The 19,710-nt window shown below is 66.8% G+C and carries 13 protein-coding genes; 4 read left to right on the forward strand and 9 right to left on the reverse strand.

Going from position 1 to position 19,710, the window contains the following annotated elements; genetic code table 11:
* Window positions 1-55 precede the first annotated feature (55 nt).
* Window positions 56-661 carry a hypothetical protein gene (locus QWL29_RS11405; protein ID WP_305823012.1) on the forward strand — a complete coding sequence of 202 codons (606 nt, stop codon included), beginning with the start codon at window positions 56-58 and terminating at the stop codon, window positions 659-661.
* Window positions 662-814: 153 nt separating this feature from the next.
* Here the strand turns inward: QWL29_RS11405 and QWL29_RS11410 are convergent, their stop codons facing one another.
* Complete coding sequence (locus QWL29_RS11410) at window positions 815-4,396, reverse strand: M1 family aminopeptidase (RefSeq protein ID WP_305823013.1); 3,582 nt, start codon at window positions 4,394-4,396, stop codon at window positions 815-817.
* A gap of 9 nt (window positions 4,397-4,405) precedes the next feature.
* Window positions 4,406-5,329 (reverse strand): ABC transporter ATP-binding protein, encoded by a 924-nt coding sequence (locus QWL29_RS11415; protein ID WP_305823014.1) that lies wholly within the window; start codon window positions 5,327-5,329, stop codon window positions 4,406-4,408.
* A gap of 304 nt (window positions 5,330-5,633) precedes the next feature.
* Between QWL29_RS11415 and QWL29_RS11420 the strand changes: the two genes are divergently transcribed.
* A complete protein-coding gene (locus QWL29_RS11420) occupies window positions 5,634-6,500 on the forward strand; it encodes an SPFH domain-containing protein (protein WP_305823015.1) in 867 nt (288 codons plus the stop codon).
* 27 nt (window positions 6,501-6,527) lie between these two features.
* Entirely contained in the window at window positions 6,528-6,713 is a 186-nt protein-coding gene (locus QWL29_RS11425; protein ID WP_305823016.1) for a type II toxin-antitoxin system antitoxin, read from the forward strand.
* A 143-nt stretch (window positions 6,714-6,856) separates the two neighbouring features.
* Here the strand turns inward: QWL29_RS11425 and QWL29_RS11430 are convergent, their stop codons facing one another.
* Window positions 6,857-7,699, reverse strand: a complete 843-nt coding sequence (locus tag QWL29_RS11430; protein ID WP_305823017.1) for an autotransporter domain-containing protein — start codon at window positions 7,697-7,699, stop codon at window positions 6,857-6,859.
* 118 nt (window positions 7,700-7,817) lie between these two features.
* Complete coding sequence (locus QWL29_RS11435; protein ID WP_305823018.1) at window positions 7,818-8,810, reverse strand: ATP-binding protein; 993 nt, start codon at window positions 8,808-8,810, stop codon at window positions 7,818-7,820.
* A gap of 202 nt (window positions 8,811-9,012) precedes the next feature.
* Here QWL29_RS11435 and QWL29_RS11440 point away from each other — a divergent pair, with 202 nt between their 5' ends.
* Window positions 9,013-9,975, forward strand: coding sequence for an SDR family oxidoreductase (locus QWL29_RS11440; RefSeq protein WP_305823019.1), 963 nt, complete (start codon window positions 9,013-9,015; stop codon window positions 9,973-9,975).
* A 1-nt stretch (window position 9,976) separates the two neighbouring features.
* Here the strand turns inward: QWL29_RS11440 and QWL29_RS11445 are convergent, their stop codons facing one another.
* From QWL29_RS11445 to QWL29_RS11465, 5 genes are all read right to left on the reverse strand, one after another.
* Complete coding sequence (locus QWL29_RS11445; RefSeq protein ID WP_305823020.1) at window positions 9,977-10,150, reverse strand: hypothetical protein; 174 nt, start codon at window positions 10,148-10,150, stop codon at window positions 9,977-9,979.
* Window positions 10,151-10,345: 195 nt separating this feature from the next.
* Window positions 10,346-11,746: an efflux transporter outer membrane subunit gene (locus QWL29_RS11450; RefSeq protein WP_305823021.1), complete on the reverse strand. Its 1,401-nt coding sequence runs from the start codon at window positions 11,744-11,746 to the stop codon at window positions 10,346-10,348.
* Between the two features lie 8 nt (window positions 11,747-11,754).
* Window positions 11,755-15,045, reverse strand: coding sequence for an efflux RND transporter permease subunit (locus QWL29_RS11455; protein WP_305823022.1), 3,291 nt, complete (start codon window positions 15,043-15,045; stop codon window positions 11,755-11,757).
* The gene (locus QWL29_RS11460; RefSeq protein ID WP_305823023.1) at window positions 15,042-18,140 is read right to left on the reverse strand and encodes an efflux RND transporter permease subunit; all 3,099 of its coding nucleotides are present in this window, start codon (window positions 18,138-18,140) and stop codon (window positions 15,042-15,044) included. Before QWL29_RS11460 ends, QWL29_RS11455 begins: the two co-directional genes overlap by 4 nt.
* A gap of 25 nt (window positions 18,141-18,165) precedes the next feature.
* Window positions 18,166-19,512, reverse strand: coding sequence for an efflux RND transporter periplasmic adaptor subunit (locus tag QWL29_RS11465; protein WP_305823024.1), 1,347 nt, complete (start codon window positions 19,510-19,512; stop codon window positions 18,166-18,168).
* Between the last annotated feature and the right edge of the window lie 198 nt (window positions 19,513-19,710).

Here is a 19,710-nt window from a genome sequence, read left to right on the forward strand (position 1 = left end):
CTGGATGTTCAAAGTATAGTCCTTACTCAACCATTGAAGAGAAGAAAGGCGAACCATGCGAACAACCCTCCTACTCGGCATGATCGCACTTCTGGCTGCGTGCTCGAAACAACCGGCGCCGCCTGCCGCATCAAACGATCAGGGCGTGGCGAGCTCCGCTCCCGCCACCACGCCGCCACCGACCGATGCCGAGGCCAGCGCGCCGGTGGCAGCATCGCCCACGGATGCAGCGCCGAACATGTTAAGCGCCGAAGGTTTCGGCGCCATCCGCTTCGGCATGACGCTGGAACAGGCGCAGCAGGCCGCCGGCAGCAAGGCCGCCCTGCCCGAGCCCTTCGACCCCGGCTGCAGCATGGTGCGCTTCCCTACCCTGCCCAAGCTGCGCTTCATGGTCGAAAACAATGTCGTCACGCGCGCCGACGCCGAACCCGGTATCGAGAACGCCGTCGGCGTACCCTTTGGCGCCACGCTCACGCAGATCCGCGCCAGCCAGCCCGCGGCCGAGGTCACGCCGCACAAGTACGACGAGCACGGCCAGTACGTCACCTTCCCGAGCGCCGGCGGCCGTTCCGCCATCATCCTGGAGGTCACCGGCAGCAAGGTAACGAAGATGCGCGCCGGCCTGCAGCCGGCGGTCGCCTACGTCGAAACCTGCGGCTAGGCCGGCTGCACTGCGCAGGCCGGGGTGTGGCCCGGCCAGCCCGCATCCTTGTCCACCAGCTGGTGGCAACCGGCGGGGCAAGCGCGCTGCGATGCTGGAGCTAAAGCAGAGGCCGTGTCAGGATGGCAGACTTGACCCCTGTTGTTTTTTAGCTTAGTCGATACTGACTTCCTTGCGGTTGTCGCGCGAGACCCGGTCGATCATCTTGTTGTACGGGTCGACGCCGACTTCGAACGGCTGCTCCTTCACCGTCACGGTCACCACCGGGTTCTCGCCAGCGAGCGCACGCTTGTCCAGCAACAGGACTTTTTCGTCCGCTTCCTTGGCGCCCCTGGCGCGAGCGAAGATGCCGATTTCCACCGGCTCGTCGTAGGCGCGTACGGTTTCCTTGCCCTTGCCGTCGGCTTCCATCTTGGCCAGGTGCAGCTTCATGGTCACGTCCCACTGGCCGTCGCTGCGCTTTTTCGCACTCGCTTCGAGCACGCGGTTATCGTAGAAGACGATCTTCTCGAACAGGTCGGCAATCAGCGCGTGCTTGGCCGGCGGCGCTTCGGCGCGGATGTAGTCGAGCAGTTCGGCGGACGTCGTGAACGGCGACTCCTGGTAGCCCTTGTCCTGCAGGAAGCGCTTCAGGGCGCGGTTCACGGCTTCCTCGCCGATCTCGTCGCGCAGGCGGTAGAACACCAGGCTGCCCTTGCGGTAGTGGATGTAGGCCTGGTTCTCCACGCGCACGAGCGGCAGTTCCTCGATCAGTTCGCCGCCGCGCGAGCTCAGGTAGCGGTCGAGTTCATAGCGCAGGAACTGGCGCATCTGGCCGCGGCCGTATTCCTTCTCCATCACCATCAGCGCCGAGTACTGCGACAGCGACTCGATCAGCATGCTCGCGCCCTGCACGTTGGCGGCCGTCACCTGGTGGCCCCACCACTGGTGCGCCATTTCGTGGGCCGTCACGTAGAACACGTAGTCCAGGTCTTCCTTGTCGCGCAGGTCGGCGATGAAGCCGATCGATTCCGAGAACGGGATCGTGTTCGCGAACGACTGCGCAAAGCTCGCGTAGTTCGGGAACTCCAGGATGCGCACCTGCTTGTGCTGGTAAGGCGTGAACTGGGTCGTGAAGTAGTCCAGCGCCTTTTGCGTGCCGGCGATCATGCGGTCGACGTTATACGCATGCTTTTTGTCGTGGTAGATCTCGATCGGGATGCCCTTCCACTCGCCCTTCTTCACCTGCCAGTCGGCCGACAGGTAGGCGAAGAACGGCATCATCTTCTGGTCCATCTTGTACTGGTAGTAGTTGCGGCCGTTTTCCTTCCAGGTCTTTTGCAGGTAGCCCGGCGCCAGCGCAATCTGGCTGCCGGTGGTCGACACCGTGGTCTCGAAGTTGATCCAGTCGGCGTCGGCCCCGAACATCGAGTTGGCGCGCGCCGCCTTGTCTTCCAGCCTGGCCATGCGCTCGGGTTCGCCCAGGCCGCGCTTGCGGCGCTCGTTACGGTCGGTCAGCTCGAAGTCGCTCTGGTAGCCCACCAGCGGGAAGAAGGCGCGGTTGTTGAAGAAGGTGCCGTTCAGGTTGATCGTGTCGGGCGTGCCGCCGTTGGTGAAACCGGGACGGCGCACGTCGACCGCGAAGTCCAGCGGCAGGCGCGCGCCCGGCGCCATCGCCTGGGCCAGCTTGATGATCCGGAAGCCGAACTTCCTGTCGTCCAGCTCGACCTTGTGCGCAGGCAGGCCGACGAAGGTGGTCGTCACGTCGGCATTCGTCTGCAGGCGCAGGGTGTCGAGCGGCTGGCTGGTCTTGTTCTCGAGGACGTAGTGGCCGCGGATGGCGACGCGGCGCTCTTCCGGATAGATGTCGACCTCGGCGCGCACGTCGGTGATCTTCGCGTGCGGCAGGTCCTTGTACTTGCGGTAGGTCTTTTCGTAGTCGGCCTGCTTGTCCATCGCCACGTCGCCGGCTTCGTAACGCGCCAGGGTGTTCGTGTTGTGGAGGATCCAGGCGCCGACGCCGGCAAAGGCCAGCATGCATGCTGCCAGCGCCGCACCGGATGGACCCTTCAGGCGGCGGCCGGCAGTGCGCACGCGGGTGCGCCAGTCGAGCGACAGCCCGCGTACCCAGAAGGCCTGGGCCACGATCAGCGCGCCCACCACGAACAGGGTCCAGTACAGCGCAAACCAGGCCCAGCCCGCAAGGAAGTGGCCGTAGCCGTTCATGTCCGAATACGGCGTCGCCGGCAGGCCGGCGATGTTGTACAGGTTGTGGTCGAGGCGCATGACGCCGGCGACGACCTGCCACACCATGAACACGATCATCAGGCCATAGCCGATGAACTTGTTGTTGGTGACGACTTGCAGGACGATGGCGATCAGGCCCATCAGGATGAAGGGAACGCCCGAGATCAGCATGCCCTGCACGTACAGGCCGAACTCCACCGGCGCGCCGCCGCGCACCAGCTGGATCGCGATCGCGGCCAGGATGCCGGTGAACAGGAAGGCCAGCACCACGCCGGCCAGCGCCAGGCTCTTGGCCACCAGCGGCGCCCAGTTCGGCACCGGCATGGCGTCGTTCACGTCGGCGATTTTCACTTGCCGTTCCTTGAAAATCAGTTCGCCCGCGTAGAAGGTGACGATGATCAGGAGCAGGAAGGTGAAGCTGCTGTTCAGGACGCCCAGCATCATCGAGGTCGTCGCATACACGTCGGTGCCGAACATGCGTCCCATCTGGCTCGCACTGCCGACCATGTTCAGCACGCCGAGCAGCAGCATCACCAGGAAAGGCACGCTCCTGAAGACGGCGGCGGCATCAAACAGGAAGATGTGCCGGCACTGGGTCCAGCGCGTGGCGGCCGTGAAGCGCGGAGTCGTGCGCGGCAGCGCCAGATTGGCTGGTACGGGCGCGCTCGCAACCTGTGCCTTGGCTTTACCGAACAGGCGCTTGCCGGTGCCCGCACGCTGCGGCTTGAACAGCGCCAGGGTCAGGCCGAACAATGCCAGCGCCACGGCCGCCCACAGCGCGCGGTTGGCCAGGATGTAGCCGGCGAAATCGGGCAGGCCGGCATTCGCATCGGCGGTGGAGAAGTAGCGCGTGGCGCGGCTCAGGGCGCGTACGCCGAAGGGGTCGGTCAGCACGGCGACCCATTCGTTGTCGATGTTCGAGGTGAAGCTGCCGGCCACGATCCACAACACGAAAAAGGCCAGCACGCCCACGTACACCATCAGGATCGAGCGCGTGGTTGCGGCCAGCAGCATCAGGAAGGCGCCGATGAAGAACAAATTCGGCACCACGATCACGCCGAGCGACCAGAGGTAGGCGCCGCCGGCGAAGGGCCCGACGCGCGCGCTGTCGACCCAGGGCATCAGCGGGCCGAGCATCATGCCGCAAACGATGACGGCGAAGATGAACAGGCAGGCCACCAGGCCGGCGACGAAGCGTCCGCCCAGGTAGTCGTGCTTTTTCATCGGCGTGGCGAACAGCATGTCGGAGATGCCGACTTCGCTGTCGCGCAGCACGGTGCCGGCGATGAAGATGGTGACCACGAACATCGAGATCAAACTGAATACGCTCAGCAGCTGGGCGATGACCAGCGGCGCATTGCGGTTGACGTTGCCGATGGCGCCGCCGACCTGGATGGCGTCGGTGGTGGTGGCGCCAAAGGCGAATGCGCCGAACAGCAAGGCGCAGACCCAGAGCAGCGGCTGGCGCAGTTGCGTGCCCAGCTCGAATGTGAAGAATTCCCTGAACATGCCCGCTCCTTATGCCGTGACTGGTGCGTTCGCCATTGGCGCCGCAGCCTTGGACTGCGCGGCGCGCCCTGCGCTCCGGATCTGGAGGAAGTACACGTCTTCCAGGTCCGGCTCGACGCTGGTAAAACCGTCGTCCGGCTGCGACTCGGCATACACGTTGATCTGCGGCCGGCCGGCCACCAGGCGCGTCGACAGCACGTTGAAGCGATCCTGGTATTCCGCCAGCGCGTCCTGGCTGACGGTGCGGCGCCACACCCGGTTCTTCAGCGTGTCGATCGCGGCCTGCGGCTCGCCCTGCAGCAGCACGGTGCCCCTGGCGATCATCGCCATGCGCGGGCAGAGATCGGTCACGTCCTCGACGATGTGGGTCGACAGGATGACCACCACCTGCTCGCCGATCTTGGCCAGCAAATTCAGGAAGCGGTTGCGCTCGTCGGGATCGAGGCCGGCGGTCGGCTCGTCGACGATCACCAGGCGCGGCGCGCCGAGCAGGGCCTGGGCAATGCCGAAGCGCTGGCGCATGCCGCCCGAATAGGTGCCGAGGGCGCGCTTGCGTGCTTCCCACAGATTGGTCTGCTGGAGCAGCGCCTCGACCGCTTCCTTGCGCTCGCCCTTGTGCGTCAGCCCTTTCAGGACGGCGAAGTGGTTCAGCAGTTTTTCCGCACTCACCTTCGGATACACGCCGAAGTCCTGCGGCAGGTAGCCGAGCTGGCGCAGCAGCCCTTCTTTGTCCTGCAGGACGTCGATGCCGTTGAAATGGATGCTGCCGCTGTCCGGGTCCTGCAGCGTGGCGATGGTGCGCATCAGCGAGGACTTGCCGGCGCCGTTCGGACCGAGCAGGCCGAACATGCCGTTCGGGATATCGAGGCTGACATCGTTGATGGCCTTGACGCCGTTCGCGTAGGTCTTGTTGAGCTGCTTAATTGACAACATCGGCTGGTTCTCCAGGTAGTTTGGTCGTTCGGTGCCCGGTTCTTCAGGACGGACCGGGACTGTTATTTGTTATCGATAATGTAGCGTTAATAAAAAGCAATGTGTGGGGATTGTGACGGACTGCACAAAAGCGCAGCTGAGCCGCAGGATTCGCGGAATATGCATGCCTGCGCCTGCCGTGGCGGGCCGTCGAGGCGATCCAAAATCTTTCTTGACGAAAAAGAAAAGAGATCTTAAAGTGATATCACTTTTAGATCACATCGGAGACCAGCATATGTCCACCCAAGGAACGTCGCCCCAAGGAATGTCGTCCCACAAGCGTCACGAAACCCCGCTCGCGTCGCTGAACGGCTACATGGCCTTTGCCGGCGGCCTGCTGGCCATCGCAGCGGGCGGTTTGGTGCTGCGCGCGGCGGGGCCAATCGGCATTCTGCTGGTGGTGCTGGGCGTGGTCGTGCTGGCCGGCCTGTACATGCTGCAGCCGAACGAAAGCGTCGTGCTGACCCTGTTCGGCCGCTACGTCGGCACCGACCGCAGCGAAGGCCTGCGCTGGGCCTTCCCGCTATACCGCAAGCACAAGCTGAGCGTACGGGCGCGCAACCTGAACATCCCGACCCTGAAGGTCAACGACAAGCGCGGCAACCCGGTCGAGATCGCGGCCGCCGTGGTGTGGCGCGTGCGCGATACGGCGCAGGCCATGTTCGAGGTCGACAGCTACGAGCGCTACGTGGCGGTGCAGGCCGAAGCGGCGCTGCGCCACCTGGCCTCGCAATATGCGTATGACGAAGGCGAAGACCTCGCGCCCGGCGAGATGACCCTGCGCGGCGGCGCGTCCGAGGTGGCCCTGGCGCTGCGCACCGAGTTGACCGAGCGCTTCGAGGCGGCCGGTGTGGAAACGGTGGACGCCAAGCTGACCCACCTGGCCTACGCCCCGGAAATCGCCCAGGTGATGCTGCGCCGCCAGCAGGCGCAGGCGATCATCAGCGCACGCGCCCAGATCGTGCGCGGCGCGGTCGGCATGGTGGAAGAAGCATTGAAGGGGCTGGCCGAGCGCGGGATCGTCGAACTCGACAGCGAGCGCAAGGCGGCGATGGTGAGCAACCTGCTGGTGGTGCTGTGCTCGGACCGCGAGACCCAGCCGATCGTGAACACCGGCACCCTGTACCAATAAGGTCGGGGCACAGTAAAGGCAAACCGGATGGCAAGTCCCGGCAAAAAATCCTACCCGCTGCGCATCGACCCCGCCCTGTGGGAGCAGCTGCAGCGCCTGGCCGCCAACGACCTGCGCAGCGTGAACGCGGAAATCGAGTTCCTGCTGCGCGAAGCCCTGGCGCGGCGCGGCATCCGCGTCACGCCAATCGCGCCGCCTGACAGCGACGAATGAACACCTGTCGCAATAAACAAACGGGGGTCAAGTCTGCCAAGCAGACACGGCCTCAGCCGTAATACAGGTATTCGCCCGTATCAAGGCTGAGCTCGTGTCTGGATGGCAGACTTGACCCCGGTTGTTTGAAACAGACGCCGCTGTTAGAAGCGGACCTTGACGAAGGCCGATGGGCCGGTCAGTTTCAGGTCGAGGTCGGCGGTGCGTTCGCCGTTGCGGTGCAGGTCGATCTTCTGGATGCCGTAGTCGGCGACCAGGCTGACGTTCTTCGCGAACGCCCACTCGACGCCGGCAGAACCGTTGTAGACCTTGCCCTCGACGCGGCCGCCGTTCTTCTTGATGCCGCCGGCTTCGGCGAACACGCGCACCTTGTCGTTGAGGGCATGGCGCCACGACAGTTCGACGGTCGGCGCCCAGACGTTGTCGCTGGCCGAGCCCGAGCCGCTCCAGGAATAGTTTTCCACCGGCGCCGCGGCGCTCACGTTGGCATCGCCCGAGCCCGAGATCTTGGCGCGCAGGTAGGCCGCGCCCAGGCCGACGCCGAAGGCGTTCTTCTCTTTCCCGAACCAGTATTTGTAGGCCAGGCGCGCCATCTCCACGCGCAGGCTGGCGTTCGCGCTGATGGTGCCGCTGACCGGGCGGCCCTCGTACTCGGTGTCGCCGTCGACCGTGGCGCCGTAGCCTTTGCTGAAGCGGAAGTAGTCGAACGACAGGCCGTGGCTGTCGCCGAACAGCAGCTCGGCCTTCACGCGCGGCAGGGTGTCGTGGCCGATCTTTTCGTTGGGCGTGTCGAGGCGGCCGTAGCGGGTGTCGCCGCCGAGCTGGATCTTCGGATCGGCATAGAAGGCGCCGGCCGACAGGCTCATGCGGTCGAGCGCGGGCGACTGCTGGGCCTGCGCCATACCGGCCGCGGTGGCGCCGAACAGGATGGCGGCTTTCAGGATGGTCAGGGATGGACGGGCGGCGCGCGTGACGAGGCGGGACATGGATTCTCCGATGAATAAAGTGTTGTTCAGGATTGCCCGCCAGACTATGTCTTGACGCGGCAGTACTTTATTATCGCCAATATCAGAATAACAACGCGCACGATTGCTGACCCCGGGGTCAGTAGCTGGGATGCACGCCCTTCGCCAGCGGCAGTTGCAGTGTCAATTCGGTGCCCGTTCCCGTTCCGGTGACGATGTCCAGGCGGCCGCCTGCGAGCAGCGCACGCTCGTGCATGCCGGCCAGGCCCCAATGCCCCTGCTTCCCGGCCTTGAGCAGGTCGCTGCCGATCCCGATACCGTCGTCGCGCACCGCCAGCGTGAGCTCGTCGCCAGCACGGCCCAAGGTCATGGCGACATGCGCGGCGGCGCCATGGCGGCAGGCATTGCGCAGGGCTTCTTCGGCGATGCGGCAGCAGGTGTCGGCATGGCGGCGCTGCAAGAAGGGCTGGCGCGCATCGAGCTTGCCGACCGGGCCGGTGAAGCGCCGGGCGCCCGGCGCGCGCAGGAACAGGCCCAGTTCGCTGAGTACGGCGACCGTGCCGTCGGCCGAGACGAATACCGAGGACGCCTTGCGCGCACTGAAGCCCTGCTCCTCCCCGATGCGCTTCCAGGCGGTCCCGTCGAACCAGGCCAGGCCGTCCAGCCCCGCGGCCCACAGGCCCTGCCCGTCTTGCGCGAAACCCCAGATCGATCCATGCGGCAGGCCGTCCTTGGCGCTCCAGTTGCGTACAGCACCGTCGCGCAGGTGGCGGATGCCGCCGGTGCGCCATCCTATCCACAGGCCGCCGGCAGGATCGGCATGCAGGGCATACACGTCGGTGTCGGGAAAGCGCTGCGCGAACGCCGGCTGCACCTGCTCGAAGCGCATGCCGTCGAAGCGGAACAGCCCGCGCGGGGTGCAGAGCCACAGCCAGCCGTCGGCGGTCTGCGCAAAGGACGATACGCGCTCGGGTGCGCCGCTGCGTTCGGTCCAGGCGGTGTGCTCGCGCTGGGCCAGCGTGCGCTCCGGGCTTGCCGCACCGGCCTGCGCCGCCAGCAGCAAACAAAGAAAAACAGACAGGCAGCGCGCGACATGGCGCTTGTGGCGGGCGAACAGGGGAAACATCGGCATGCGGGGCGGAGAAGCGGTTGGACGGCGGTCGGGCTGTCAGGATGATACCAGCTGGGCTGGAGCGGTCCCGGGCGGCCGCGCCAGGGCAAGCCGTGCGACCCGTGCAGCGCAATCAAGGCACCATGCCCAGTAGCGAGCTCATCCCACCATGCCTGTGCGCCAGCGGAAGCGGCGTGCAGGCCTTCGAACAAGGACGGATACGATGAAACAGACACATCTCCGCGTCGTCATTACCGGCGCATCGAGCGGCATCGGCGCCGCCACCGCGATTGCTTTCGCGCGCCAGGGTGCGCGCCTGGTGCTCGGCGCGCGCGGCAAGGCAGGCCTGGAAGACATCGCCTGGCGCTGCCGCGAAGCCGGCGGCATGGTCGAGACGAAAGTCGTCGACGTCACCGACGCCGATGCCGTGGTGCGCTTCGCCGCCAGGGCGCACGAGACCCTGGGCGACATCGACCTCTGGTTCAGCGACGTCGGCATCGGCGTGGTCGGCAAGTACCACGACGTGCCGCTGGAAGACCACCGGCGCGTGGTCGAGACCAACCTGCTCAGCCACATGCACGACGCCCACGCCGTGCTGCCGATCTTCCGGCGCCAGGGCCACGGCATCTGGGTCAACATGATCTCGGCCGGCGGCTTCATCGCCTCGCCGTACGCGGCGGCCTACTCGGCCAGCAAGTTCGGCCTGCGCGGCTTCAGCGAAGCCCTGCGCGGGGAATTGCGCGACCAGCCGCACATCCACATCTGCGACGTGTACCCGACCTTCGTCGACACGCCCGGCTTCGAGCATGCGGGGAATTACACCGGCGCCCGGCTGTCCTATCCGCCCGGCGTGCTGGACCCGGAAACGGTGGCCGATGCGGTCGTCAAGCTGGCCAGCAAGCCACGCGCCACCACCGTGATCGGCGCACCGGCCTCGATGCTGAAGCTGGGCGAACTGGCTTCGCCGGCCACGACCTCGCTGATGGGCCGCTTCCTCGACAGCTGGAGCCGGCGCGCCGACCGCGCCGGGAATACCACCGGCAGCATGTACAAGCCGCCGCGCAGTGCGGACGGCCTGCGCAGCCACGGGCTGCGGCCGCAGCCGCAGGGACACGCGAAGCTGGCGCTCGGCGCGGCGCTGGTGGCGGCCGTGGTCGGGGTGCAGCTGGCGCGCCGACGGTCCTGAGCTAGGCTTTGGTAGACGCGTTCGTGCCTGCCGTTGGCGGCACGGGCGCCGGTTCTGCCTTGGTGTCTACCACCAGCACGGTCGCCTGCGGCTTGGCGGCCTGCTTCTGCTGCACGACGTGCACCGCGACGGCGCGTCCGTCGACGACGGGTTTCGGATGGCGAAAGTTGAACACGGCAGGCCTTGGGTTGAGTGAATGTCAACGCTAGGTGGGCATGCGGACCGGCTTTTCAAGGTGTTGATTTTGCGGGGCGGGCCGGGCCGCGTAAGGCTCTTGAGCCCACGCGGTGCAGCGTATGCGTAGCGCTGGGGTGTGCATACGCCCTACCGCGTGGGCTCGAGAGCCCACCCTACGGTAAACCGCTGGTCTTTAAGGTTGGCTGCCCACCTGCCACCCGCCACCCAGCGACTGGATCAGCGACACCGCCACGGTCTGCCGATCCGCCTGCACCTGCAGCAGCGAGCGGCGTGCGTTCAGCGCCGTCACCTGCGCCTGCACCACTTCCGTATAGCTCACCTGCCCCGCCTTGTACTGGTTCAGGATCTGCTGCTCGACCAGGCTGGCCGCTTCGGCCGCCTGGCGGCGCAGGTCCTGCTGCTGGGCCAGCACGCGCGTGGCCGTCAACTGGTCCTCGACATCGGCAAAGGCCGTGAGCACCGTCTGGCGGTAGCGCGCGGCTGCCGCCTGCTGGCGCGCCTCGGCGCCGGCCACGCTGGCGCGGGTGGCGCCGGCGTTGAAGATGGTCTGCGCCGCCGACAGCCCGAAGGACCAGGCCGCGCTCGAGGCCGAGAACAGATCCGACACGCGGCTGCCCGCGGTGCCGCCCGAGGCCGACAAGCCGATGTTCGGGAAATAGGCCGCGCGCGCGATGCCGATGTCGGCGTTCGCCGCAGCCACGTCGCGCTCGGCGGCGGCGATGTCCGGACGGCGCTGCAGCAGGGTTGACGGCACGCCGACCGGCACCTCAGGCACCCGCACGCGCCATTCCGGCAGCGGCGTTAGCGTGAACTCGGCCGGCGCGCGGCCGAGCAAAATCGCGATCGCGTGTTCGGCCTGGGCGCGCTGGCGCACCACGCCCAGTTCATCGCTGCGGGCGCTGGCCAGCTGGGTCTGGGCCTGCAGCACATCGGTGCGCGCCACGATGCCGACGTTGAAGCGGTTCTGCGTGATCTGCAGCACGCGCTCGTAGCCGGCTACCGTGTCGGCCAGCAGCGCACGCGTGGCGTCGAGCTGGCGCACGGTGAAGTAGTTGGCCGCCAGTTCGCCCTGCGCCGACAGGCGCGCGCTGGCCAGGTCGGCTGCCGTGGCTGCGGCGCTGGCCTCGGCGCCGGTGACGCCGGCGCGCAGGCGCCCCCAGACGTCGGGCTCCCAGCTGCCGCCCAGGTTCAGGCGGTAGCCGGTATCGGCGCCCTGTCCGCGCACGCCGGAACGGTCGCCGCTCAATTGCAGGTTCAGCGACGGGAACAGCGCCGCGCGCTGCTGCGCCACCAGGGCGCGCGCCTGCGCGTAGTTGGCCACCGCCACGGCCACGTTCTGGTTCGAGACCTCGATGCCGGCGGCCAGTTCGTTCAGGATGGGATCCTCGAACAGCTGCCACCACGGTCCCCGTTCCAGCGCGTCGGCGGGCGCCGCCGGCACCCACCCGGCCAACTCCTTGAAGGCCGCAGGCTCGGGCGTGCCTGGCACCTGGTAGGCGGGGCCGACGCTGCAGCCGGCCAGGCCGGCGGCAAGGATCAGGAGGGACAGGCGGAGGAGCTTCGGTTCACGCATAGGCTTGGTCATTTCGATGGGGACGGGACAGCTTCTTCTTCGAGCGGATGGCGGGTCAGCTCGTGTTCTTCGGGGGTGCGGCGGCGCAGCTTGTCCATCAGGACGTAGACCACCGGCGTGGTCAGGAGCGTCAGCAGCTGGCTGGCGATCAGGCCGCCGATGATGGCGATGCCCAGCGGCTGGCGCAGCTCGGAACCCTCGCCGAAGCCGATGGCCAGCGGCAGCGCCCCCAGCGCTGCCGCCAGGGTCGTCATCAGGATCGGGCGGAAGCGCAGCAGGCAGGCTTCGCGTACGGCTTCCACCGCATTCAGCCCGCGCGCCCGTTCGGCTTCCAGCGCGAAGTCGATGATCAGGATCGCGTTCTTTTTCACGATACCGATCAGCAGGAACACGCCGATCAGGGCGATGATGGAAAACTCCATGTTAAACAGCAGCAGCGCCAGCACCGCGCCGACGCCGGCCGACGGCAAGGTCGAGAGCACCGTCACCGGATGCACCAGGCTTTCGTACAGGATGCCGAGCACGATGTAGATGACCACGATCGCCGCCAGGATCAGCAGCGGCTGCTCCTTGTTCGATTCCTGGGCGGCGCGCGCCGTGCCCTCGAAGCTGCCGCGCACGTTGGCCGGCATGGCGATGTCGGCTTCGGCCTGGCGCACGGCGGCCTGGCCATCGGCGAGATTGAAACCTTCGGCCAGGTTGAAGGAGACGGTGGTCGCCAGTTCGCCGTCCTGGTGGTTCACCGAAGTCGGCGTCGAGCTTTCGGCGAAGCTGGCAATCGCCGACAGCGGCACCATGTTGGCGGCGCTGCTGGACAGGGCCGAGCCGCTGGAGGCGTCGCGCGTGGCGGTCAGACTCGATGCCGGGGTCGGCGTGCCGTTGGCGCTGATGGCGCCGGTGGCCGAGACGCCGGAACCCGTGCCGGACGACGCCGCCGATGCGGTAGACGTGCCACTGTTGCTGGCCCGCGCCGGCACGTACACATCCTTCAGCGCTTCCGGCGACTGCGCATACTTCTGCGCCACGCCCATGATCACGTGGTACTGGTTCAGCTCATCGTAGATGTTCGCCACCTGGCGCTGGCCGAAGTTGTTGTACAGGGCGTTGTCGACGTCGCGCGTGCTGATGCCCAGGCGCGCGGCGCTGTCCTTGTCGATGGTGACGAACATCTCGACGCCGTTCTCGGCCTGGTCGGTATCCACATCCACCAGCGCCTTCTGCGCCTTCATGGCGTCGGCCAGCCGCGCTGCCCATACCTTGAGGTCGGTACTGCGGTCGCTCTTCAGCGTGTACTGGTAAGTCGAGTTCGAGGACCGCCCGCCCATGCGCAAGTCCTGCACCGGGTTCAGGAACAGCGACACGCCGGTGACCTTCGCCAGTTGCGGCCGCAGCCGCGCGATCACGGCCTGGCCCTTGACGTCGCGCTCGGACGCCGGCTTCAGGTTGATGAACATGAAGCCGCCGCCAGCGCGTCCGCCGCCGGTGAAGCCGACCACGGTGTCCACGGCAGGGTCGCGCTTGATGATGTTCACCAGCTGGCGCATCTTGGCCTGCATCGCCTGGAAGGAGATGCTCTGGTCGGCGCGGATGCCGCCGTTGATCTGGCCCGTATCCTGCTGCGGGAAGAAGCCCTTCGGCGCCGCCGAGAACAGATACACGTTCAGGGCCACCACGAAAGCCAGGATCAGCATCACCAGACCACGGCTGGCCAGGGCCCAGTCGAGCGCATGCTCGTAGGTCTTCAGCAGGCGGTTGAAACCATTCTCCGACCAGCGCGCCAGGCGTCCCGGCGGACGCTCGATGGTATGGCCCTTTTTCAGCAGCCAGGCGCACATCATCGGCGTGGTGGTGAGCGAAATCACCAGCGAGATCATCACGGCGCTTGATAAGGTCACCGCGAATTCGCGGAACAGCCGGCCCACCTGCCCGCCCATGAACAGCAGCGGAATGAAGACCGCCACCAGCGACAAACTGATCGACAGCACCGTGAAGCCAACCTCGCGCGCGCCGAGCAGCGCAGCCTGCATGCGGTCCATGCCCTTCTCGATGTGGCGCGCGGTGTTTTCCAGCACCACGATGGCGTCGTCGACGACGAAGCCGGTGGCCACCGTCAGCGCCATCAGCGACAGATTGTTCAGGCTGAAACCGAACATCCACATGACGCCGAAGGTGCCGAGCAGCGACACGACCGTCGCCACCGCCGGGATCACGGTCGCGCGCACGCTGCGCAGGAACACGCTCACAACCAGCACCACCAGCAAAATCGAAATGAGCAGCGTGAACTCGATCTCGTGCAGCGAGGAGCGGATCGAATTGGTACGGTCCGAGGCCACCTGCAGCGTGATGTCGCCCGGCAGCTGCGACTGCAGCGTCGGCAGCAGATCGCGCACGCCGTCCACGGTCTCGATCACGTTGGCGGCAGGCTGGCGCGTGATCAGCACGATCACGGCCGGCTCGCCGTTGAACAGGCCCAGGGTATTGATGTTCTCCGGGCCGTCGATGACGTTCGCCACATCAAGCAGGCGCACGGCGGCGCCGTTGCGCCAGGCGACCACCAGGTCGCGGTAGTCGGCGGCGCTGCGGCCATTGCTCGGCGTGTCGGCCTGCGAATAGATCTGCAGCCGGTTGCCGCCGCCCTCGATCGCGCCCTTCGGGCGGTTCGGGTTGCTGGCCTGGATGGCGGCGCGCACGTCCTCGGCCGACACGCCCAGCTTGTTCAGGGCGTAGGGATTGAGTTCCACGCGCACCGCCGGCAGCGAGCCGCCGCCGATCTCGACCTCGCCCACGCCCGGCACCTGCGCCAGGCGCTGCTGGATGATGTTCGAGACCGCGTCGTAGATCTGGCCGGGCGAGCGGGTTTTCGAAGTCAGCGCCAGGATGATCACCGGCGCGTCCGACGGATTGACCTTGCGGTAGGTCGGATTGCTGCGCAAGGTCGACGGCAGGTCGGCACGCGAGGCGCTGATCGCGGCCTGCACTTCGCGCGCGGCCGAGTCGATCTTGCGGTTCAGTTCGAACTGCAAATTGATGCGGGTCGAGCCGTTGCCCGAGTTCGAGGTCATCTCGTTGACGCCGGCAATCACGCCGAGTCTCCGTTCGAGCGGCGTGGCGACGCTGCTGGCCATGGTCTCCGGGCTGGCGCCGGGCAAGGACGCCGACACGGAAATGGCCGGGAAATCCACCTGCGGCAGCGGCGACACCGGCAGCACGAAGAAGGCGGCAATCCCCGCCAGCGCCAGCCCGAGCGTCAGCAGGACGGTCGCGATCGGGCGCTGGACGAAGGGTTTCGACAAATTCATGCGCCGACCTCTTTCGGCTTGGCCGGGGCTTTACCCGACCAGCGGCGCGCAGTGCGGTCGAACGCCAGGTAGATCACCGGCGTGGTGAACAGCGTGAGCAGCTGGCTGACGATCAGGCCGCCGAAGATGGCCAGGCCCAAAGGCCGGCGCAGCTCGGCGCCCTCGCCCCAGCCGAACATCAGCGGCACGGCGGCAAACAGCGCGGCCAGCGTCGTCATCAGGATCGGGCGGAAGCGCAGCAGCGCCGCCTGGCGGATCGCGTCATGCGGGCTCTTGCCCCCGTCGCGCTCGGCCTCGATGGCGAAGTCGATCATCATGATCGCGTTCTTCTTCACGATGCCGATCAGCAGGATGATGCCGATGATGCCGATCACGCCCAGGCCCTGCCCCGTCACCCACAGCGCCAGCAGCGCGCCGACGCCGGCCGACGGCAGCGTGGAGAGAATCGTCAGCGGGTGGATGTAGCTCTCGTACAGCACGCCCAGCACGATGTACACGCAGACCACCGCCGCCAGGATCAGCCACAGCTGGTTCGACAGCGATTTTTCATACGCCCCGGACGCGCCGAGGAAGGTCAGCGTGACGGCCGGCGGCAGCTTGATGTCGCTGGCCGCGGCGCGGATCGCATCGACCGCCTGGCCGAGCGAGGCGCCGTTCGCGGTGTCGAAGCCGATGGTGGTGGCCGGGTACTGCGCCACGTGGGTCACCTGCAGCGGCGCTTCTTCCTCGCGGATGGTGGCCACCGCCGACAATGGCGTCGGCTCGCCGGAACCGGTGCGCAGTTGCAGTCGCCCGAGGCTGGCCAGCGACATCGCCTCGTCCTGCTGGGCTTCCAGGATCACGCGGTACTGGTTGGTTTCGGTGAAGATGGTCGAGACGATGCGCTGGCCGTAGGCGCTGTACAGGGCGTCGTCGATGGCGGACGCGGTGATGTTCAGGCGCGAGGCGGTGTCGCGGTCGATGTGGACCACGGCCGCCGCCCCCATGGCGCCGGCGTCGGTGGTCACGTTGCGCAGCTGCTTCTGCCGCGCCATGCGGTCGACCAGCTTGTGCGCCCATTCGGTGACGGTGGCGTTGTCGGCCCCTTCCAGCGACACGCGGTACTGGGTCGGGCCGCTCTCGGCGTCGATGGTCAGGTCCTGGGTCGGCTGCAGGTACAGCGTCAGGCCTGCCACATTCGCCACGCGGTTCTTCAGGCGCGTCATGATATCGTCGACGTCGCCATCGCGGTCGCGCTTCAGGTTGATCAGCATGGTGCCGGCGTGCAGCAAAGTGTTGTTGGCGGCGTCCACGCCCACGTTCGAGGCCAGCGATTCGACGGCCGGATCGGCCAGAATTTCTTTTGCGGCGGCCTGCTGCATCTCGGCCATGCGCGCATACGAGATCGCCTGGCGCGCTTCCACGCGCGCCTGCAACTGGCCCGTGTCCTGGATTGGGAACAGGCCTTTCGGGATCACTACCCACAGCAAGGCGGTCAGCGCCAGTGTGGCCAGGGCGACGAGCAGGGTCAGTCCCTGGCGCGCCAGCACCCACTCCAGGCCGTGGTCGTACTTGACGATCACGCGATCAAAAAAGGCCTGGGTCTTCACGGCAAATTTACTCGGCTTTTCTTCCTCGTGGCTGCGCAGCCAGCGCGCCGACATCATCGGCACCAGGGTCAGCGAGACCACGCCGGAAATCAGGATGGTAATCGCCAGGGTGACTGCGAATTCGCGGAACAGGCGGCCGACCACGTCGCCCATGAACAGCAGCGGAATCAGCACGGCGATCAGCGACACGGTCAGCGAGATGATGGTGAAGCCGATCTGCGCCGCGCCCTTGATGGCGGCGGCCATCGGCTTTTCGCCTTCCTCGATATAGCGCGCGATGTTCTCGATCATGACGATCGCATCGTCGACCACGAAGCCGGTGGCGATCGTCAGCGCCATCAGCGAAAGATTATTCAAGCTGTACCCGAGCAAATACATCACGCCGAAGGAACCGATCAGGGAGATCGGCACCGCCAGGCTGGCGATCACGGTGGCGCGGATGCTGTGCAGGAAGGCGAAGATCACCAGCACCACCAGCACCACGGCCAGCAGCAGTTCGATCTGCACGTGCTCGACCGAGGCGCGGATGCCGGTGGTGCGGTCGCTCAGCACGTCCAGGCGCAAGGAGGCCGGCAGGCCGGCCTGCAGCTCGGGCAGGCGTTCCTTGATGGCGTCCACGGTGGCGATCACGTTGGCGCCGGGCTGGCGCTGCACGTTCAGGATGATGGCCGGCTTCAAATTGGCCCAGGCGCCGAGGCGCACGTTCTCGGCGCTGTCGACCACGGTCGCGACGTTTTCCAGGCGCACCGGCGCGCCGTTGCGGTAGGCGACGATCAGGTTCTTGTAATCGGGGACGGTGACCAGCTGGTCGTTGGCGTTGATGGCGTAGGCGCGCGAAGGGCCGTCGAAGCTGCCCTTGGCGCTGTTGGCGTTGGCGGCCGTGATGGCGGTACGCAGCGAATCGAGGCCCAGGCCGTAGGACGCCAGGGCCTCGGTATCGGCCTGGATGCGCACGGCAGGCCGCTGGCCGCCCGACAGCGACACCAGGCCCACGCCCGATACCTGGCTGATCTTCAGCGCCAGGCGGGTGTTGACCAGGTTCTGCACTTCGGTGAGGGGAATCGTGTCCGAGGTGATGGCCAGGGTCAGCACAGGCGCGTCGGCCGGATTCACCTTGGCGTAGACCGGCGGCGCCGGCAGGTCGGCCGGCAGCAGCGAGCCGCCGGCATTGATTGCGGCCTGCACTTCCTGCTCGGCCACGTCCAGCGTCTGTCCCAGGCCGAACTGCAGCGTGACGATCGAGACGCCGGCGGCGCTGGTGGAACTCATGCGCGAGAGGCCCGACATCTGGCCGAACTGGCGCTCCAGCGGCGCGGTAACGGTGCGCGACATGACCTCGGGGCTGGCGCCCGGGTACAGGGTCTGCACCTGGATGGTCGGGAAGTCGACCTGCGGCAAGGCGGAAAGCGGCAGGAACTTGTAGCCGACCAGGCCGGCCAGCACGATCGCCAGCATCAGCAGGGCCGTGGCGACCGGGCGGCGGATGAAGGGGCCGGACGGGCTCATGACAGCGCTCCCACAACAACCATCATCATTGCGCGTTTCCTTCACGCTGGCGGCGTGGACGTTCACCCTGCTGGCCCTGTCCTTGCGGACGTTCGCCCGGCAAGGTCACTTTTGCGCCATCCTTCAGGCGGTCGGCGCCTTCGGTGATCACGCGCTCGCCCGGCTTCAGGCCTTCGGTCACCTGGATCTTGTCGACCGTCGCCTGGCCGCGCTTCACGCTGCGCATGGCCACGGTCCTGACCTGCTCGTTCAGCACGAACACGAAGTCGCCGTTGGCGCCATGGCGCAGCGCGTTTACCGGCACCACGACGGCATTCTCGACCGTGCGTACCTGCAGGCGCAGGTTCACGAACTGGCTCGGGAACAGCTTGCTGTCCTTGTTCTCGAAGCGGGCCTTGGCGCGCACGGTGCCGGTCTGGACGTCGACCTGGTTGTCGAGCGCGGCGAAGCGGCCCTGGGCCAGCTCGACCGTGCGGGTACGGTCCAGCGCCACCGCCGGCAGCGTGGCATTCGCGACGATGCGGCCTTGCAGCTCGGGCACGCCGTCCTGCGGCACGGCGAATTCGACGTCGATCGGCGAGAACTGGGTGATCACGGCGATACCATTCGCGTCGCCGCTGCCGACCAGGTTGCCGATGTCCACGGTGCGCAGGCCGACGCGGCCGTCGATCGGCGCTTTCACCTGCGTGTAGCTCAGGTTCAGGCGCGCCTGGTTCTCGGCGGCGCGGTCGGTGGTGATGGTGCCTTCCAGCTGCTTGACCAGGGCCGCCTGGGTATCGACTTCCTGGCGCGCGATCGAGTCCTGCTCCAGCAGGGTGCGGTAGCGCGACAGCGTCAGGCGCGCGCTTTCGAGCTGGGCTTCATCGCGCTGGCGCTGGCCGGTGGCCTGCAGCAGGGCGATCTCGAAGCTGCGCGGATCGATGGTGGCCAGGACCTGGCCGGCGCGCACGACCTGGCCTTCGGTGAAGTTGATCTTTTGCAGGACGCCCGACACTTGCGGACGCACGGTGGCCACCGCCGCCGGCACCACGGTGCCCAGGGCTTCCAGCGTGACCGGCAAGTCGATCTGTTCGGCAGCGGCGACGCCGACCGTGGTGGCCGGTCCGCCGCGTCCGCCGCCAGGACCGCCCGGCCCGCGCGCACCCTGCCCGCCCGCCGCGCCGCCCTGGCGCGCACCGGCGCCGCCCTGGGCGCCGGGACCGCCCGCACCTTCCGGCGTGCGGTGGGTGAGGTACCAGGCCAGGGCGCCCAGCGCGATCATGGCCAGGATGGCGACGATGCTGCCCACTAAGCGGCTGCGCTTGGGACGTGGCGGAGGCTGGCGCTGTGGCTGAGTCAAGGCTGGCTTGTTGGGCGAAACGGGAGAATCCATGCTTATCCTTGTTGTACGAGGTCCTGCTGACAAATGCACAATGAATCTGCTTGGAATGTAGCATGGAGCAGTGCAAGTGAATGTTTCGTAACGTACATAGCTCAGCGTGGGGAATCGGCGTGCGCGGCCCTTGCCTGGTCTGTCTTTACGCGGTTTAACACAGATCGCCGAACGAAGCGCGAAGTTAGCCGCAGGCGT

It is taken from the genome of Massilia brevitalea (assembly GCF_030711405.1).
GTDB classification, from domain to species: domain Bacteria; phylum Pseudomonadota; class Gammaproteobacteria; order Burkholderiales; family Burkholderiaceae_D; genus Telluria; species Telluria brevitalea.